This is a genomic window from Reyranella sp. (assembly GCF_044224635.1).
Lineage (GTDB): Bacteria > Pseudomonadota > Alphaproteobacteria > Reyranellales > Reyranellaceae > Reyranella.
In genome coordinates this window covers 1-17,186 of sequence record NZ_JBGAKA010000010.1, presented here as the reverse complement: position 1 = coordinate 17,186, position 17,186 = coordinate 1, and the positions used below count along the sequence as shown (strand labels likewise).

The 17,186-nt window shown below is 67.4% G+C and carries 12 protein-coding genes; 3 read left to right on the top strand and 9 right to left on the bottom strand.

The genetic code is table 11. The features are described from left to right. Positions 1–8: 8 nt before the first annotated feature. The 5 genes from ACILR9_RS11580 to ACILR9_RS11560 are packed head-to-tail and all read right to left on the bottom strand — an operon-like array spanning position 9 to position 4,972. On the bottom strand, positions 9–1,385 hold the full coding sequence (locus tag ACILR9_RS11580) for an MmgE/PrpD family protein (protein ID WP_395710079.1): 1,377 nt from the start codon (positions 1,383–1,385) through the stop codon (positions 9–11). Between the two features lie 10 nt (positions 1,386–1,395). Next, positions 1,396–2,298 (bottom strand): polysaccharide deacetylase family protein, encoded by a 903-nt coding sequence (locus ACILR9_RS11575; protein WP_395710078.1) that lies wholly within the window; start codon positions 2,296–2,298, stop codon positions 1,396–1,398. Continuing rightward, positions 2,295–3,257: an oxaloacetate decarboxylase gene (locus tag ACILR9_RS11570; protein WP_395710077.1), complete on the bottom strand. Its 963-nt coding sequence runs from the start codon at positions 3,255–3,257 to the stop codon at positions 2,295–2,297. Before ACILR9_RS11570 ends, ACILR9_RS11575 begins: the two co-directional genes overlap by 4 nt. Positions 3,258–3,266: 9 nt before the next feature. Continuing rightward, complete coding sequence (locus ACILR9_RS11565; protein ID WP_395710076.1) at positions 3,267–4,229, bottom strand: tripartite tricarboxylate transporter substrate binding protein; 963 nt, start codon at positions 4,227–4,229, stop codon at positions 3,267–3,269. Continuing rightward, entirely contained in the window at positions 4,226–4,972 is a 747-nt protein-coding gene (locus ACILR9_RS11560) for a GntR family transcriptional regulator (RefSeq protein ID WP_395710075.1), read from the bottom strand. The genes ACILR9_RS11565 and ACILR9_RS11560 overlap by 4 nt, the downstream gene beginning before the upstream one ends. A gap of 34 nt (positions 4,973–5,006) precedes the next feature. Between ACILR9_RS11560 and ACILR9_RS11555 the strand changes: the two genes are divergently transcribed. Then, positions 5,007–5,984 (top strand): isopenicillin N synthase family dioxygenase, encoded by a 978-nt coding sequence (locus ACILR9_RS11555; protein ID WP_395710074.1) that lies wholly within the window; start codon positions 5,007–5,009, stop codon positions 5,982–5,984. Between the two features lie 48 nt (positions 5,985–6,032). Here ACILR9_RS11555 and ACILR9_RS11550 read toward each other — a convergent pair whose 3' ends face one another. Continuing rightward, positions 6,033–7,622: an ABC transporter substrate-binding protein gene (locus tag ACILR9_RS11550; RefSeq protein ID WP_395710073.1), complete on the bottom strand. Its 1,590-nt coding sequence runs from the start codon at positions 7,620–7,622 to the stop codon at positions 6,033–6,035. 262 nt (positions 7,623–7,884) lie between these two features. On the opposite strand from ACILR9_RS11550, the gene ACILR9_RS11545 reads away from it, so the two are divergent. Next, positions 7,885–8,844, top strand: coding sequence for a D-2-hydroxyacid dehydrogenase (locus ACILR9_RS11545; protein WP_395710072.1), 960 nt, complete (start codon positions 7,885–7,887; stop codon positions 8,842–8,844). Between the two features lie 5 nt (positions 8,845–8,849). On the opposite strand, the gene ACILR9_RS11540 is transcribed toward ACILR9_RS11545, so the two are convergent. Together ACILR9_RS11540 and ACILR9_RS11535 are read right to left on the bottom strand one after the other, a co-directional pair. Beyond that, complete coding sequence (locus ACILR9_RS11540) at positions 8,850–9,578, bottom strand: LytR/AlgR family response regulator transcription factor (protein ID WP_395710071.1); 729 nt, start codon at positions 9,576–9,578, stop codon at positions 8,850–8,852. Then, positions 9,563–10,660 (bottom strand): sensor histidine kinase, encoded by a 1,098-nt coding sequence (locus ACILR9_RS11535; protein WP_395710222.1) that lies wholly within the window; start codon positions 10,658–10,660, stop codon positions 9,563–9,565. Before ACILR9_RS11535 ends, ACILR9_RS11540 begins: the two co-directional genes overlap by 16 nt. Before the next feature lie 269 nt (positions 10,661–10,929). Here ACILR9_RS11535 and ACILR9_RS11530 point away from each other — a divergent pair, with 269 nt between their 5' ends. Then, positions 10,930–15,723: a Calx-beta domain-containing protein gene (locus ACILR9_RS11530; RefSeq protein WP_395710070.1), complete on the top strand. Its 4,794-nt coding sequence runs from the start codon at positions 10,930–10,932 to the stop codon at positions 15,721–15,723. 255 nt (positions 15,724–15,978) lie between these two features. Here ACILR9_RS11530 and ACILR9_RS11525 read toward each other — a convergent pair whose 3' ends face one another. Then, positions 15,979–16,881, bottom strand: coding sequence for a 2-hydroxyacid dehydrogenase (locus ACILR9_RS11525; RefSeq protein WP_395710069.1), 903 nt, complete (start codon positions 16,879–16,881; stop codon positions 15,979–15,981). Positions 16,882–17,186 lie beyond the last annotated feature (305 nt).

Genomic DNA, 17,186 nt, shown 5'->3' with positions numbered 1-17,186 from the left:
TTCCTCCCCTATGCGGCGAATGCGTCGACGGTCTGGCGCCAACCGCGCTGCAGCGCCGTCGGCTCGAGCGCGCGGATGGGCGCCAGCACCTCGGCGATGGCGGGATAGGCGGGTACGGCAAGCTGCGCGAGCTTGTCGTCCACGGTTGAAGGCGGCAGCGGGCGGTCGGCGCCGCCGCGCGCGCTGAGGCATTCGGCCGACAGCACGCGGCCGTCACGCAATCTGATCTCGGCGCGCGCCGGCCGGTCGTTGGGCGGCGGCAGCTTGGTCTCGTAAGGCCTCACCGTCACCCGCTGTCGCAGCGCGTCGATCTCGGGGCGCGCCAGCGTGTCGAAGGCGAACGCTTCCGCCCCGCCGGACCCCAGGACCAGCGCCGCGGCGACGGCGTGGGGCAGCGAGAATTTGGCGCCGAGCGTGGTGTCGGGCCGCACATTCATCAGCGGCCGGGCGAGCGCATGGGTGGCGACCTCGACCGAGTCGATCGCCTCGACCGGACCCGCGGCGATCAGCGCCGGCCGCAGATCGAGCAACGCCTCGACCGTGGCATGCAGGTGCTGGCAGCAGGCATAGAGCTTGGTGTAGCCGTCGAGCAGCGCCCACGATTGGCCGAGGCCTTCGGTCAGCCTCTCCGGCTGGGCGGTTCCGCCCAGCACGTCGCTGTAGACGTCGTACAAGGCGTCGGTCGAACCGCCGATGCCCAGGTCGGCCCATTCGACCGCCATCATCCCCGACCAGGCGCCCTGCGCCGGCCAGACATTGCGCACCAGGGCGCCGGCCACCAGGTGCGTGCGCGGCGAGGGATTGACCAGCGTGGCGGCGGCGCTCATCGCCGCGAACAGAGTCTCGCGATCGAGCCGGCGCAGCAGCGCGGTTGCCGTCGCGGCGCCGATCGCCGCGTAGCGGCCGTGCGATTGCATGTTGAGCGCGCGCTGCTTCCAGCCGCGGGCGATGCGCGTCACCACCTCGTAGGCGAGCACGAGCGCGCGCAGCAGCGCGTCGGTCGGCGCATCGTCGGTCTCGGCCGTGGCGAGCAGCGCCGGCAGGACATAGAGGCCGGCATGGCAGGGCGTGCGGCGATAGCCCTCGTCGAGCTCCAGCCAGTTGGCGGCGACGGCATTGGCCACCGCGGCATCGATCTTCGCCACCCGCGCCGCGCCGCCGCGCAGCACCGTCGCCTCGTGATGGCGGGCGCGGTGGATCACCTGAGCGTGGAAGCGCGCCACCTCGGGCTCGTCGCGCGCGCCGATCATCGCCGCCAGATCGTCGGTCAGCACAGTCGCCGCGCGGGCCAGGACCTCGGCAGGGATGTCGGCCAACTTGCAGCAGGCCGCCCAGTCGGTGAGCTGGCGCGCCGCGCGCGCGACGGCCTCGCGCTCGCCGCTCATGACATCGCCCTCATGACATTGCCTTCTCGAAGTCGGAGGCGAGATAATGCTGCACGATCTCCCAGCCGGTCGCCTTCCACACCCCGTCATGGGCCGAGATGTAGTCGAGGGCCCGGTCGAGCGCCTGGATACGATGGGCCTGGCCGGTGACGAAGGGATGCACGGCGATCGCCATGACCCGGCCCGACTCGGCGCCCTCGCGGTAGAGCGTGTCGAAGGCGCGGCGGATCATCTGCTCGAACTCCGGCACCGACTGCTTCATGTCGAAATAGGCCGGGACGTCGTTGATCTGCACCGAGTATGGCAGCGACACCAGGCGCGGATTGCCGACCTCCATGGTGTAGGGCTGGTCGTCGTTGACCCAGTCGCAGACATAGCGCACGCCGCCCTCGCTGAGATGGTCAAGCGTGTGCCAGGTCTCGGCGAGGCCGGCGCCCAGCCAGCCCTTGGGCCGCTGGCCGCTCACCCGCTCGATCGTGTCGAGCGCCGACAGGATCGACGTACGCTCGGCCTCGGGCTTCATCTCGGTGAGGCGCAGCGCATTGGTCTCGTTGTGGCCCATCAGCTCCCAGCCGAGCCGCACCATCTCGGCGATCATCTCGGGATGATGGTTGCAGACCTCGCTGTTCAGCGCCGCCGTGCCGCGCATGCCGTGGCGGCTCATGGTCTCCATAAGACGCCACACGCCGACCCGATTGCCGTAGTCGCGCACCGACCAGTTCCGCACGTTGGGCACATGCGCGTGGTCGCGCGCCACCCGCTCGTTGTTGTTGCCCGGCATCACGTCGTCGAGGGCGAAGAACTCGACATTGGGGTTGATCCACAGCGCCACCTTGGCGCCGCCGGGCCATTCGAGCCTGGGACGGCCCCGGATCGGCCGGTACTTGAACGGGCCGTACTTGGCGGGCGTCATGGCTTGGCTCCCGCGCCGACGACGTAGGCGCGCTCGTGGCCACGATACTTCCGCTCGAGATCTTCCTCGGCGGTGAATTCCTGCTCGAGCGCCTCGATCCTGCGATAGTCGAACAGGCCGGTGATGTCCTCCATCGAGGCCAGCAGGTCGGGCCGGTCGGCCAGCTCGCCGGTCAGCATGCAGTGCTGCATCACCTCCAGCGCCTTGCGCATGCCGGAGATCGCCGCCGCGGTCAGCATGCGCGGCGCGCTGACCCGCGCGACGCCGAGCTCCTTCAGCCGCTTCAGCGGGATCAGCGGCGAGGTCGGGCGCTGGCGGATGCCGAAGCCCATGTTGATGTTGACCGGCGTGTCGCCCGCCGCCTCGACGGCACGGGCGATGTCGTCCTCGCCGCGGATCGCATCGACATAGATCATGTCGGCACCGGCCCGGGCATAGGCCTTCACGCGCTCGACGGTGCCGCCGATATCCTCGACGGCGATGGCATCGGTGCGGGCGTTGATGATGAAGTCGGGATCCTTCTTGGCCTTCAGGCCGGCCTCGATCTTCTTCACCATCTCAGCCGTAGAGATCAGCTCCTTGCCGCGCATGTGGCCGCAGCGCTTGGGCATCACCTGATCCTCAATGTTGATGCCGACGATGCCGGCCTCCTCGAAATACTGGACCACGTGATAGACGGTGACGGCGTTGCCGTAGCCGGTGTCGGCGTCGGCGGTGAGCGGAATGGAGACGCTGCGCGCCAGATGACGGCAGGCATCGACATTGTCGCGCAGGCCGAAGATGCCGATGTCGGGCTGCACGATCACGCTGTTGGTCAGGCCGGCGCCGGTGGTCGCCGCCGTCTTGAAGCCCATGATCTCGACCAGGCGGGCGCTGTAGCCGTCATAGACACCTGGCGACACGACCGGCCGGGCGGTGCGCAGCAGCTCGCGCAGGCGTCGCGCCTTGGTTTCCGCCATCGCTCTCTCCTATTGCGCCTGGATGTTGGCGTCCTTGATCACGCGCGACCATTTGCTGGCCTCGTCGCGGATCAGGGCCTGGAACTCGGCCGGCGTGTCGAACGCCGGAACCTGGCCGATCTTGCGATAGCCCTCCTGGATCGAGGGGTCCTGGAGCGCCTTCACAACAGCGGCGTGGAGCTTGTCGATGATCGGCTGCGGCGTCCCGGCCGGCGCCAGCAAGCCGTTCCAGGTGACGGCCGCATAGTTCTTCACGCCCGCTTCCATCATGGTCGGCACGTTGGGCAGCACCGCGGCGCGCTCGGCGCTGGTGACGGCGAGCGCGCGCAGCTTGCCGCTCTCGATGTAGGGCAGCGCGACGCCCAGGACCTGGAACATCATCTCGGGCTTGCCGGCCAGCACGTCGGTCATCGCCTGCGCGCCGCCCTTGTAGGGCACGTGCACGATGTCGATCTTCTCCAGCGCCTTGAACAGCTCGGCCGACAGATGGAGCGACGACCCCGCGCCAGGCGAGGCGAAGTTGAGCTTGCCGGGCTCCTTGCGCGCCAGCGCCACCAGCTCGGCGACGCTGTGGACCGGCAGGGCGGGGTTCACCACCAGCACGTTAGGCACGGTGCCGATCAGCGAGATCGGCGCGAAATCCTTCAGCGGATCGAACGGCAGGTCTTTATAGAGCGACGGGTTGATCGCCAGTCCCGGCGAGCCCATCAGCAGCGTGTAGCCGTCGGGCGCCGCCTTGGCCACGAGATCCATGGCGAGGTTGGCGCCCGCTCCCGGGCGATAATCGATGATCAGCTGCTGACCCAGCATCTCGCCCAGCTTGGGCAGCAGGGTGCGCAGCAGCAGGTCGGTGCCGCCGCCCGGCGCGAAGCCGTTCACCACCTTGATCGGCTTGTCCGGGTAGGTCTGCGCCGCGGCACCTCCTGCCAGCAGCACGGCGAGCCCGATCGCGAGCCAGCGTCCCATCCTCATCTGCCCCCTCCCTTGCGTCCGTTCGCTGTGCGCCCTCCGGCCGGCCGCTTCCACTCGACCTCGGCCTGGTAGGCGAAGCGCTCCTCGCGGAAATAATTGTCGGTCCAGCGGATCGGCCGTCCGTCGTCGAGATAGGCCTTGGCCTGGACGTGCAGCACCGGCTCGGCGATCGCCACGCCGAGCAGCGGCGCCACCATGGTGTCGGCGCGGCCGACGCCGATGCGATGCACGCTGCGCTTCTGCAACAGGCCGTGGCGGCGCCACAGATGCTCGTGCACCGACTGCTTCAGGCTACGCGGCGCGTAGCGCTGCGGCATCCAGGTCACGACCACGGAGAGCGGCGCGTCCTGCAGGACGTGCACCCGCACCAGCCGCGTCACCGCCTCGCCTCCGATGTCGAGAAAGGCGCGCACCTCGGCCGGCGGCTTGGCACGCGCGATCGACACGACCTTCTCGACCGTGCCGAGACCGGCATGGAGCGGATCGCCGATCGAGCCGACCAGGCGTTGCGCCGCCGGCTCGCCGACGAAGCGCGTGCCGACTCCGCGCCGGCTCTGCAGCAGGCCGTCCTGCTTCAGCACGCCGAGCGCCTGGCGGACCGTGGTGCGGCTGACGCCGAACTCGGCGCAAAGCTGCTGCTCGGTCGCCAGCGCGCCATTCTCGGCCCGCGCCCGCAGGGTCAGCGCGATCTGGTGATAGAGCGGGACGGCGTTGCTGAAGGGGATGGCGGGCGGGCTGGACATTTGTATCTTTGACCATACAATCAGTCAAAGAACCATGGCAAGCTCCAGTCTCCGCGAATTCCAATCGGTCCCCGTCATCGACGTGGCGCCGCTGTTCGACGGCTCTGATGCGGCGGCGCGCGCTGTCGCGGCCGAGATCCGGCGCTCCGCGATCGAGGTCGGCTTCTTCTACGTGCGCAGCCACAACGTGCCGCCCCAGCTGACCAGGGACATGCTGGCAGCGGCGAAGGCGTTCTTCGCCCGGCCTGACCCGGAGAAGCGGCGCATCCAGGTCAACACGGCGCATCGCGGCTACGTGCCGTTCGCGCAAACGACGCTCGGCCGCGCCTACAAGCCCGACCTGAAGGAAAGCCTGAACTTCGCCTTCCCCTTCCAGGCGGGCGATCCCTACCTGGCGGACGGCAAGCCGCTGATCGGGCTGAACCAGTGGCCCGACGACGAGCCCGACCTGCGCTGCACTGCCGAGACCTATTATGCCCAGGTGTTCGAGCTCGGCCAGCGCCTGCTGGAAGGCTTCGCCCTGGCGCTCCACATCGAGCGCGCATTCTTCCGCGACCTCTATCGCCATCCGCTGGTGCGGGCGCGGCTGGTCCACTATCCACCGCAACCGGCTGGCGCCGGCACCGGCCAGTTCGGCGCCGCCCCGCACACCGACTGGGGCTGCATAACGGTGCTGTGGCAGGACGATGTCGGCGGGCTGGAGGTGCGCAACCGCGCCGGCCAGTGGATCGCCGCGCCGCCGATCGAGGACACGTTCGTGATCAATATCGGCGACATGCTGGAGCGCTGGTCGAACGACCTGTTCGTCTCGACGCCGCACCGCGTCGTCAACGAGTCGGGCCGCGAGCGCTATTCGATCCCGGTGTTCTACGATCCCGACTTCGAGACGGTCGTCGAATGCCTGCCCAACTGTTCCGGCCCGGGCAACCCGCCCCGCCATCCCCGCACCATCGCCGGCGAGTACATCACGGCGCAGTACGACAAGGCGTACGCCTATCGCCAGAAGGCGTAGGCTAGCAATGTCGGCGGCAAGACGCCGCCCAACACGATCAGTATGTTCCTACCGATCGAGCCAGACGTCCTCGAAGCGGGTGCCGTTGTAGATGCTGTTGACGTGCAGCGTGACACCCTTGACGTAGGGTTGCCAGCAGCCGGCGGCGCGGTTGTGGGCGATGATCGGGCGGGCGATGTCCTCCTGCAGCTTGCGGTCGGCCTCCCACACCATCTGCAGGCGCTTCTTCTGGTCGGTCTCGCGCGACTGCTCCTCGAACAGCCTGGTCATCTCGGGATTGCAGTAGTTGTTGTAGTTGCGCAGCGAGCCGCAGGCGTAGCCTTCGAAGAAGGTGACGTCGGGATCGTCGACGGCGCTGCCGGTAAGATTCAGGGCGACCACGTAGTCCTTCTTGAAGACGCGGTTGTAGTAGATCGAAGTGTCGATCACCTCGAGCTCGCCGTCGATGTAGATGTGCTTGAGATGGTCGATCAGGATGGTCGCCGGATCGCGATAGGTGGCGATGTTGCGCGTGCTGACCTTGATCTTCAGGCGCTTGTCGGGGCCGTAGCCCGCCTGTCGCATCAGCTCGCGCGCCTCTTCGCGGCTCTTGGCGACGTCGCCATAGCCGATGATGCCCTCCAGCATGTCGGGCGGCAGGCCCCATACGCCGCTGGGCGGCGGCAGCATCGCGCCGCCCATCTGCGCCTCGCCTTCGGACAGGATGTCGATGAAGGCCTGCCGGTCGAGCGACAGCGCCATGGCGCGGCGGATGCGAACGTCGTCGAACGGCGGCATGTCGCGGTTGACGATCAGGTTGGTAGACACCCCCGTGGAGCGCATGGTGCACTGGACATGCGGCGCGTCGCGCTTGAGGTTCTTGAGGAGCGGCACCGTGACGTCGGTCGGGAACGTCATGTCGTACTTGCCACTGGCGAAGGACAGCATGCGGGTCGAACGGTCGGGGATGATGGTAAACTCGATGGCGTCGAGATACGGCCGCCCCTTCTTCCAGTAGTTGGTGTTCTTGGTGAGCTTGACGCCCTCGTTCATCTTGAGCTCGACGAACTTGAACGGACCGGTGCCGATCGGCCGGCGCCGCATGTCGGCGCCCGAGACGTGGCAAGGATAGATCGGCGTGTAGCCCGACGCGAGCAATGCCAGCAAGGCGGGCTGTCTCTGCTTCAGGTGCAGGGTGACATCGAAGTCGCCTTCCGACGTCGCTTTCTCGACGTTGCCGTACCATGCCGCACGCGGGTTGCGCCGGATGTTTTCCTTGCCGAGCAACAGGTCGACGGTGCAACGCACGTCCTGCGAGGTGAACGGCTTGCCGTCGTGCCACTTCACGCCTTCGCGCAGCTTGAAGGTAAGCCTGGTGCCGTCGCCGTTCCAGCTCCAGCTCGTCGCCAGGTCGGGTACGATCGAGTCGAGGCTGTTGCGAGCCACGTTCTGATCGAACATGACCAGATTGTTGTAGACCGACATGAAGGGCACCGCGACCGAGACGGTCGCTTCTTCGTGGATGGAAGCGCTGGGCGGCGTGTCGATGTGCTGGATGCGCAGCACGCCACCGTATTTCTGAGCCCAACCAGGACCCGCCGTTACGCTCAACGCCATGACAACGCACAGCAACGCACAACGCGAGGTTCGGCTCTTCATGATGGTTCCTCCCGTCCGCCGGTCCCCGCTGTCGCGGCACCGCGGCTGCACACCTGCTTCTTTGTGAACTCCTCCTTGAACGCACTCGGACTGCATCTTAGAGCACATCCCGGCCGACTGAAATCAAACTACCGGCAAATCCAGCATCATCCGCGCGCGCATCCTCGTCTGGATCGTCGGAAAACAGCAGTCATCAGCCGCCTTGGCCCTGACCGCCGGCCTCGGCTAGTCTGGCGCTTTCCCCACACCAGGAGCCGTTTCTGTGACCAACCGAGCCCATATTCTATTGTGGACCGACCAGACCGCCCCCTATCTCGACGCCATCGCCGCGGCCGGGCTCGCCGACCGCGTTGCCGTCGACACGCTGCCGCGCAAGGACAAGCCGTCGGCCCAGCAGCTGGCACGGACGGAAGCGCTGATGGCCGGCGCCGTTCCGCCCGGCCTGCTGCCGACCATGCCGAAGCTGCGCTGGGCCCAGGCGATGAGCGCCGGTGTCGAGGGCTGGCTCGCCCTGCCCGACCTGCCATCCGGCCTCGCGCTCACCTGCGCGCGCGGCACGCACACCGAATCGATGCCCGAAAACATCATCGGCGCGATCTTCCACATCGCCAAGCCGTATGCCGTGGCGGTCGAGAACCAGAAGCGCGGCAAGTGGGTCCATACCGTCGCCCAGCCGCTGACCGGCAAGACGCTCGGCATCCTGGGGCTGGGCGCGATCGGCCAGGAGGTGGCCCGCATCGCCTCTGCGCTCGGCATGCGCGTGATCGGCACCAAGCGCCGGCCGGCGCCGATGCCCGACGTCGCCGAGGTCCTGCCGCCCGACCGCACCACCGACGTGCTGGCGCAATCGGATTTCGTCCTGCTGCTGCTGCCCGCCACGACCGACACCGAGAACCTGATCGACGCCAAGCGGCTCGCCCGCATGAAGTCGACGGCCTGGCTGCTCAATTTCGGCCGCGGTCATCTCATCAAGGACGACGACCTGATCGCCGCCGTGACGTCGAAGAAGATCGCCGGTGCGCTGCTCGACGTGTTCCGCCAAGAGCCGCTGCCGCCCGATCATCCGTTCTGGAAGACCGACGGCATCATCGTGCTACCGCACATCGGCGGCCCGCACCCTCAGCGCGACAAGTTCGTCGCCCGCCTGTTCGTCGACAACCTGCGCCGCTTCCTCGACGGCGCCCCGCTGAAGGAGGTCGTGGACCGCGCGGCGGGGTACTGAGGAATCTAAACCTCATCCGGTGAGACCAGCTCGCGCAGGCGGGCGGCGGCGGCTCGGCCGAGCTCGAAGGGCGCGGCGATGCCCTGCAGGATGATGCGCGCACCGGCGCGCGAGGGGGCCTCGATCTTGCGCAAGCGGTCGCGGTTGATGATCAGCGAACGGCCGAGCCGCAGGAACGGCGGCGAGGGCAGCAGGCTCTCGAAATGACCCAGCGTCCGCAAGATCATCACTGTCGGGTGATCGGCGACAAAGACATGGGTGAAATCGCCGTCGGCGCGCAGGGCAGCAATCTCGGAAGGCGCCGTGAGGACTGTCTGCTTCGGCGTCCGCAGCGCGATCATGCCCTCGACCTGCTGCCCTGAGGCGGCGACGACGCGGATCAGGTGCTGCTCGACCCGCGCCAGGGTCTCGGCGAGGCGCTCGGGCAGGACCGGCTTCAGGAGATAGTCGACGGCGTTGACCGAAAACGCGTCGACCGCGTACTCGGCGTAGGCAGTGACGAACACGATCAACGGCGGCCGCGCCAGCCGGGCCAGGAGATCGAAGCCGTCGCCCCGGTTGCCCAGCTCGATGTCGAGGAAGACGAGCTGCGGCTCGGTCCGCTCGATGGCGGCGACGGCCTCGTCGAGGGTCTCGGCCTCTCCCACGATCTCGACGTTGGGATGGGCGGCCAGCAGGCGGCGCATCGCCTGGCGCGCCAGGCGCTCGTCGTCGACGATCAGGGCGCGGAGCACGGCTCGCCTTCCAGGATCATGGTCGCGATGACGCGGCTCTCGCCGCTCTCCGCCTGTTGCAGGACGAACTGATGGCGATTGGGATAATGCAGCGCCAGCCGCCGCCGCACATTCTCCAGGCCGATCCCGGTATGATGCCGGCGCGGCGTGGCGTGATCGTCGAGCGTCCCGGTATTGTCGATCGTGATGTAGAGCCGATCGCCGGCGGCGCGGATGTCGATGCCGACATCGAGCCCATGATCGCGATTGCCGTGCTGCACGGCGTTCTCGACCAGAGGCTGCAGCAGGAAGCTCGCGATGCGGCGCAACGCCGCCTCCGGATCGACGTGCAGCGAGGTGCGCAGGCGCTCGCCGAAGCGCGCGCGTTGGACTCCCAGATAGGCCGACAGGCCGGCGACCTCGGCCTCCACCGTCACCACGGTCTGATGGATGCCGTCGAGCGAATGCCGAAGATAGGCGGTGAGGTCGCGCAGCATCGCCAGCGCCGATTTGGGATGCTCGGGAATCTCCTCGGCGACGCCGTTCAGGGCGTTGAACAGGAAGTGTGGATCGAGCTGCAGGCGCAGCTCCTCGAGCCGCGCACGCAGCGCCTCCGCTTCGGCCCGCATGGCATGGCGATGCTCGGCCTGCTTGGCAGTCTCGGCGCGCAGCCAGAAATAGCACAGGCTCCAGCCGCACAGCACGATCGAGTAGTGGATCAGGGGAAAGGCGAAATCGTCGACCGGATCGCGGCCCGGCACCGACCAGTTGAACCATTCGTTGGCGGCGAACGCGAAGATCGCGACCGGCAGGGCCATGCCGATCGACAGCCCCAGAATCCAGGTCACGGTGCGCCGGGTGAGGCCACCGTCGAAGCGGCGCGACGTGTAGATCGAATGCAGGATCGACGAGACGACAACCAGCGACAGGACCGTCGGCAGGGCACGCGACGCGGCCAGCCAAATCTCGTGATAGATCAGCCGCTGGTAGACCAGGTCGAGGATGGCAAAGAAACCCCAACCCAGGATCTGCGCCCGCCAGAACAGGCGCAGGCCGTTCCAGTGCTCGGTGATCGATCCAGCTGTCCTGACGATGGCGTTCACCGACAAGGTTGAACACTCCAAGGCTTTGTTATGCGGTGAATGCAATCGCCAACACATGCCGATTCGCGCATATGTGAACATACCCCAAGGGTCATGCCGATTTCACCAGGTCGCCGCAATTCGCTTCGTTCATCGACAATCCTGCCATATTCAACGAGTGAAAGTCCCGGGCCGGCTGTCAACTTGCACCGGCCATGACATATCGCGGCAAGAGACATCCGGGACTGCGCCGCATCGCATGACGCGGCATCGACACGGGAGAGGCAGCGATGGCGACGGTCAACTATGTCGTGGGAGACAATTGGGGTTCGGGGTTCATCGGCAACATGACGGTCGCCGGCGGCAGCCAAGCCCTGCAAGGCTGGACCGTCGAGTTCGATGCGGGCTTCCTGATCACCAACATCTGGGGCGCCGAGATCGTCAGCCACGTCGGCAACCACTATGTCCTGCGCAACCTCTCGTACAATGCCAGCGTACCGGCCAACGGCCAGGTCTCGTTCGGCTTCCAGGCCACGACCTCGAGCGGCGCCTCGGCCAGCAACCTCGCGCTCAATGGCACGGCGACCACGCCGCCGACGCCGGTGCTGCCGACCCTGTCGATCGACGACGCCTCGGTGAGCGAAGGCAATTCCGGCACGACGCAGATCACTTTCACGGTCAAGCTCTCGCAGGCGGCCAGCGGATCGGTGACGGTGAACTACGCAACGGCCGACGGCACCGCGCTCGCCGGCACAGACTACACGGCGCGCACCGGCACCATCACCTTCGCCGCCGGCGAGACGTCCAAGACCATTCAGATCACCGTCGCCGGCGACGGCAGCGTCGAGAGCAACGAGACCTTCACCGTCAGCCTGTCCGGCCCGTCCGGCGCCACGATCGCCGACGGCTCGGCGGTGGGCACGATCACCAACGACGACGTCCAAGCGCCACCGCCCCCGCCGGCCGGCGGCGTCGGGCTCGCCTACGCGATCACCAGCAACTGGGGGTCGGGCTTCAACGCCTCGATGACGGTGACCGCCGGCAGCACCGCGTTCAGTGGCTGGACCGTCGAGTTCAACAGCTCGGCCAACATCACCAACATCTGGAACGCCGTAATCGTGAGTCATGTCGGCGACCATTACGTCGTGAAGAACGCCTCGTGGAACGGCCAGCTCGGCGCCGGCCAGTCGACGTCGTTCGGCTTCCAGGCGACTCCGGGCAACGGCGGGACCGCGGCAACCGACTTCACCGTGAACGGCGTCGCCATCGGCACCGACCCGGTGTTGCCGAGCCTCTCTGTCGCCGATGCCTCGGTTGCCGAAGGCGACAGCGGCGTACGCGATCTGGTCTTCACGGTGACCCTGTCGAAGGCGGCGAGCGGACCGGTCAGCGTCGCCTACGCGACCAGCAACGGTACGGCGAGCGCCGGCTCGGACTACACCGCCGCCAGCGGCACGGTCACCTTCGCCGCCGGCGAGACGTCCAAGACCGTTCGCGTCCAGGTCTCGGGCGACACGGCGGTCGAGAGCAACGAGACCCTGGCGCTCACCCTGTCGGCGCCGAGCGGCGCCACCGTCGGCAAGGCCACGGCCACCGGCACCATCACCAACGACGACACTGCGCCGCTGCCGACGCTCGCCATCGGCGATTCGAGCTTCGCCGAGGGCAGCGCCGCCTCGCCGGGCAGCGGCACCTTCACAGTGACCCTGTCGGCGGCATCCAGCTCGACGGTGACAGTGAAGTATGCGACCGCCGACGGCACCGCGATCGCCGGCAGCGACTATGTCGCCCAGTCCGGCACCCTCACCTTCGCGCCGGGCGAGACACAGAAGACCATCAAGGTGACGGCGATCGGCGATGCGACCGTCGAATCCAACGAGACGCTGAGCGTCCTGCTGTCCAGCGCGTCGGGCGCAACCCTCTTCGACGCCACCGGGGCCGGCACCATCACCAACGACGACGCCGCGCCGCTACCGACGCTCGCCATCGGCGATTCGAGCTTCGCCGAGGGCAGCGCCGCCACGCCAGGAAGCGGCACTTTCACGGTGACCCTGTCGGCGGCATCCAGCTCGACGGTGACAGTGAAGTATGCGACCGCCGACGGCACCGCGACCGCCGGCAGCGACTACGTCGCCCAGTCCGGCACCCTCACCTTCGCCCCGGGCGAGACGCAGAAGACCATCAAGATCACGGCGATCGGTGACTCGACCGTCGAGCCCAGCGAGACCTTCGGCATCGCGCTCTCGAGCGCCTCCGGCGCCACCCTCTTCGACGGCGCCGGGGCCGGGACCATCACCAACGACGACATCGCGCCGCCGGTCACGCCGTCGCTGTCGGTCGCCGACACCTCGGTGGTCGAGGGCAATCCAGGCGGCGGAAGCGCGGCCGCCGGCTGGCTCAGCACCTCGGGAAACCAGATCATCGACTCGGCCGGCCATTCAGTGCAGATCGCCGGCGTCAACTGGTTCGGCTTCGAATCGTCGAACATGGCACCGCACGGCCTGTGGACGCGCGGCTACAAGTCGATGATGGACCAGATGGTGGGCCTGGGCTTCAACACCATCCGCCTGCCCTTCGCCAGCGACATGCTGCATTCGACCGGCACCCCCAACGGCATCGACTTCTCCAAGAATCCCGACCTGCAAGGCCTGAGCGCGCTGCAGATCATGGACAAGATCGTCGACTATGCCGGCCAGATCGGGCTCAAGATCATCCTCGACCATCATCGCAGCGACCTCGGCGCCGGCACCTCGGCCAACGGCCTGTGGTACGACAGCAACCACAGCCAGGCGCAATGGATCGCCGACTGGCAGATGCTGGCGGCGCGCTACGCCGCCAAGCCGCAGGTGATCGGCGCCGACCTGCATAACGAGCCGTACAACGGCACCTGGGGCGGCGGCGGGGCCAACGATTGGGCGCTGGCCGCCGAGCAGGCCGGCAACGCCATCCACGACGTCAATGCCAACTGGCTGATCTTCGTCGAGGGCATCGGCACCTACCAGGGCCAGCCCTACTGGTGGGGCGGCAACCTGATGGGCGTCAAGGACCGGCCGATCCAGCTTGAGGTCGCCAACAAGCTGGTCTACTCGGCGCACGACTATCCCAACTCGGTGTGGCCGCAGCCGTGGTTCCAGGGCAGCGACTTCCCGGCCAACCTGCCGGCGAAGTTCGACCAGATGTGGGGCTACATCTACAAGCAGAACATCGCCCCGGTGTGGATCGGCGAGTTCGGCACCAAGCTGGTCGATCCCAAGGACGCGCCTTGGCTCGAGGCCATCACCTCCTATCTCTCCGGCGACTTCGACAACAACGGCACCAACGACCTCGCCGCCGGCAAGCAGGGCATCAGCTGGACCTACTGGTCGTGGAACCCGAACTCGGGCGACACCGGCGGCATCCTGGCCGACGACTGGAACACGCCGATCCAGGCCAAGCTCGCCTATCTGACACCGATCCAGTTCGACTTCGACAGCGACGTTCCGGGCGGCACGCCAACGACCACCATGGCCACCTTCGTGGTGACCCTGTCTCAGGCCGCCACGAGCGCGATCACGATCGACTATCATACCGTCGCCGGCACCGCCGGCGCCGCCGACTTCACCGGCGCGACGGGCTCGATCACCTTCGCGCCCGGCGAGACGACCAAGGTCGTTGCCATCGCCATCACGCCGGACCTGCTGGTCGAGGGCAACGAGAATTTCAGCCTCGTGCTGACCAACGCCGCCGGCGCCACCATCGCGCGCGCCACCGCCGCGGGCACGATCGTCGACGACGACGCCACGCCGCCGCCGCCCGACCCGGTGCCACCCACACCGCCGACACCGCCGACCGACCCGTCGGGCGATTTCAGCGGCACCTTCACGGTGACCGATTCGTGGAGCAGCGGCTTCAACGGCACGGTGAAGGTGCACAACGACGGCGCGGCCGCGACCAGCTGGCAGATCGCGATCGACATGCCGAACCAGATCACCGACATCTGGAACGCCAGGATCATCTCGCACGATGCCACCGGCTACGTGATCGGCAACGCGACGTGGAACGGCACGCTCGCCGCCAACGGCGAGACCAGCTTCGGCTTCGTCGCCTCGGGCGCGCTCAATCCGGCGACCGTGCATGTCCACGGCATCGAGAGCACGCCGCCGACCACTGATCCGACCGATCCGCCGACGAGCCTGGACTACGCCACCATGTTCTCGCCCTACATCGACATGGCGATGACGGTCGCGGCCGACCTCGGCGGCATCTCGCAGACGTCCGGCATCAAGAACTTCACCCTGGCCTTCGTGCTCGACTCCAACAAGGGCATCGGCTGGCAGGGCGTGGGCGGCATCGCCGACGACGGGCTGGCCAACGGCTCGACCATCCTGCAGCAGGTGCAGGCAATCCAGGCGGCCGGCGGCAACATCACCATCTCGTTCGGCGGCGCGGCTGGCCAGGAAGCGGCCCTGAACGTGCCCGACGCCGCCACCCTGCAGGCCGAGTACCAGTCGGTGATCGACCGCTACCACATCACCTCGATCGATTTCGACATCGAGGGCGCGGCCGTCGTCGACCTGGCGTCGATCCATTTGCGCAACCAGGCGATCGTGGGCCTCGAGGCAGCCAATGCCGACCTCGAGGTGCGCTTCACCCTGCCGGTGCTGCCGACCGGCCTCGACGCCAACGGCCTGGCTCTCCTGCAGCACGCCAAGGCGGACGGCGTCGACATCGACATCGTCAACATCATGGCGATGGATTACGGGCCGGCGGTCGACAATGGCGGCCAGATGGGGCTGAACGCCATCAATGCCGCCAAGGCCACCGCCCAGCAGCTCCAGAGCCTGGGCCTCGACGCCAAGATCGGCATCACGCCGATGATCGGCGTCAATGACGTCGCCGGCGAGGTCTTCACCCTGGCCGATGCGCAGGCGCTGCTCGACTACGCGCGCAGCGATCCCAACATCGCGCTGCTCTCGATGTGGTCGGTGGCACGCGACAACGGCAACGGCGCCGGCTCGCCCTGGGCCTCGCCCGAATTCAGCGGCCTCGCCCAGCAGCCGTTCGCGTTCTCGGGAATCCTCAAGGGCTTCGACGTGCTGGCGTGACGGTATTCATCCTCCTCCCTGGCGTCATCGCCGGGGAGGTGTCCGCGTAATCGCGGACGGCGCGCTCCCAGCCATGAGACGCATGACCCCTCCGTCCGCGAAGACGCGACACCTCCCCAGCGAAGCTGGGGAGGAGGATGACATGACTACGCGTTCTCCACCTGGCGGTGCTTGGTGATGTTCTTCCAGACGTGCTCGCCCGACATGTCGTCCCGAGTGCAGCGAGGGGCCTTTCACCCCATCCATAGACCGGACTCACCCCGCCGCGGCGAGGTCGATGGCGCGGCGGTACATGGTCTTGGCGGCTTCCGGGGTGTTGTAGCCGGCGTGCGCCGTCAGGGTCACGTTGTCGAGCTTGAGCAGCGGCTCGTCCGGGTTCACCGGCTCCTGGTTGAAGACGTCGGTGGCGTAGTGGCCGACCTGGCCAGACTTCAGCGCGTCGATCAGCGCCGCCTCGTCGACGACGCCGGCGCGCGCCGTGTTGATCACGATGACGCCCTTCCTGGTCCTGGCGAGCTTCGCGCGGTCGAGGAAGCCGCGCGTGCCGTCGTTCAGGCCCAAGTGCAGGCTGATGATGTCGGCCTTCGCCAGCAACTCGTCGAGCCCGACCATGGGGACCGACGGGTCGGCGACGGGCGAGCGGTTCCAGGCGATCGGCGCGAGACCGATGCCCTGGGCGATGCGCGCCATCTCCTTGCCGATGCCGCCCAGGCCGACGATGCCCAGCGTCTTGCCGCGCAGCTCCATGCCCTGCATCGGCCGCCAGCCGCCGGTGCGCACCATGCCGTGCATGGTGGCGATGTGGCGGGCCGCGGCGAACACCAGGCCCATGGCGTGCTCGGCGACCGTGGTGTCGCCATAGCCGGCGATGGTCGATACCTTGATGCCGAGCTTCGCTGCCGCCGCCAGGTCTACGAAGCTCGCCGCGCCGGTGCCGAGGAAGACGATGTGCTTCAGGCTCTTGCACTGGCCGAGCGTCGCCTCGTTGAAGTAGCTCGCGTCGTTGATCACGGTGTCGTAGCCCGCGATCAGCGCCGGGATGTTCGCGGGGTTAGCCGGCCCCATGTTGACGGTGATGGGGATGTCGTTGGCGCCATGAACCTGGCGCCATACCAGATCGATGTCGGGCGTCGAATCGATAAACAGCGTTTTCGGCATCGTTTTATCGCTCTTGGTTGGATCTCTGACACGTTGGTTGGGTTCGTTGTATCGGCACTAACAAGAAACAGGCTCATCCGCTGGAAGCTTCTCCTCCCCAGCTTCGCTGGGGAGGTGTCGCCGTCTTACGGCGACGGAGGGGTCATGAGCAGCGGGACTGAGGCCCATGACCCCTCCGCCCCGTATGACGGGGCACCTCCCCAGCGAAGCCTAACTTGAGCACAGATGTTGCGCTGCGAGATGGTAACCATCAGCGATAGCGTAGAAGCGTTCGAGTCCGTCGCGCATAGTGATGGGGCCATTTG

Bases quoted from the DNA above. Each gene is read 5' to 3' on its own strand.
- ACILR9_RS11580 (WP_395710079.1), bottom strand. From the start codon at position 1,385: ATGAGCGGCGAGCGCGAGGCCGTCGCGCGCGCGGCGCGCCAGCTCACC.
- ACILR9_RS11575 (WP_395710078.1), bottom strand. From the start codon at position 2,298: ATGACGCCCGCCAAGTACGGCCCGTTCAAGTACCGGCCGATCCGGGGC.
- ACILR9_RS11570 (WP_395710077.1), bottom strand. From the start codon at position 3,257: ATGGCGGAAACCAAGGCGCGACGCCTGCGCGAGCTGCTGCGCACCGCC.
- ACILR9_RS11565 (WP_395710076.1), bottom strand. From the start codon at position 4,229: ATGAGGATGGGACGCTGGCTCGCGATCGGGCTCGCCGTGCTGCTGGCA.
- ACILR9_RS11560 (WP_395710075.1), bottom strand. From the start codon at position 4,972: ATGTCCAGCCCGCCCGCCATCCCCTTCAGCAACGCCGTCCCGCTCTAT.
- ACILR9_RS11555 (WP_395710074.1), top strand. From the start codon at position 5,007: ATGGCAAGCTCCAGTCTCCGCGAATTCCAATCGGTCCCCGTCATCGAC.
- ACILR9_RS11550 (WP_395710073.1), bottom strand. From the start codon at position 7,622: ATGAAGAGCCGAACCTCGCGTTGTGCGTTGCTGTGCGTTGTCATGGCG.
- ACILR9_RS11530 (WP_395710070.1), top strand. From the start codon at position 10,930: ATGGCGACGGTCAACTATGTCGTGGGAGACAATTGGGGTTCGGGGTTC.
- ACILR9_RS11525 (WP_395710069.1), bottom strand. From the start codon at position 16,881: ATGCCGAAAACGCTGTTTATCGATTCGACGCCCGACATCGATCTGGTA.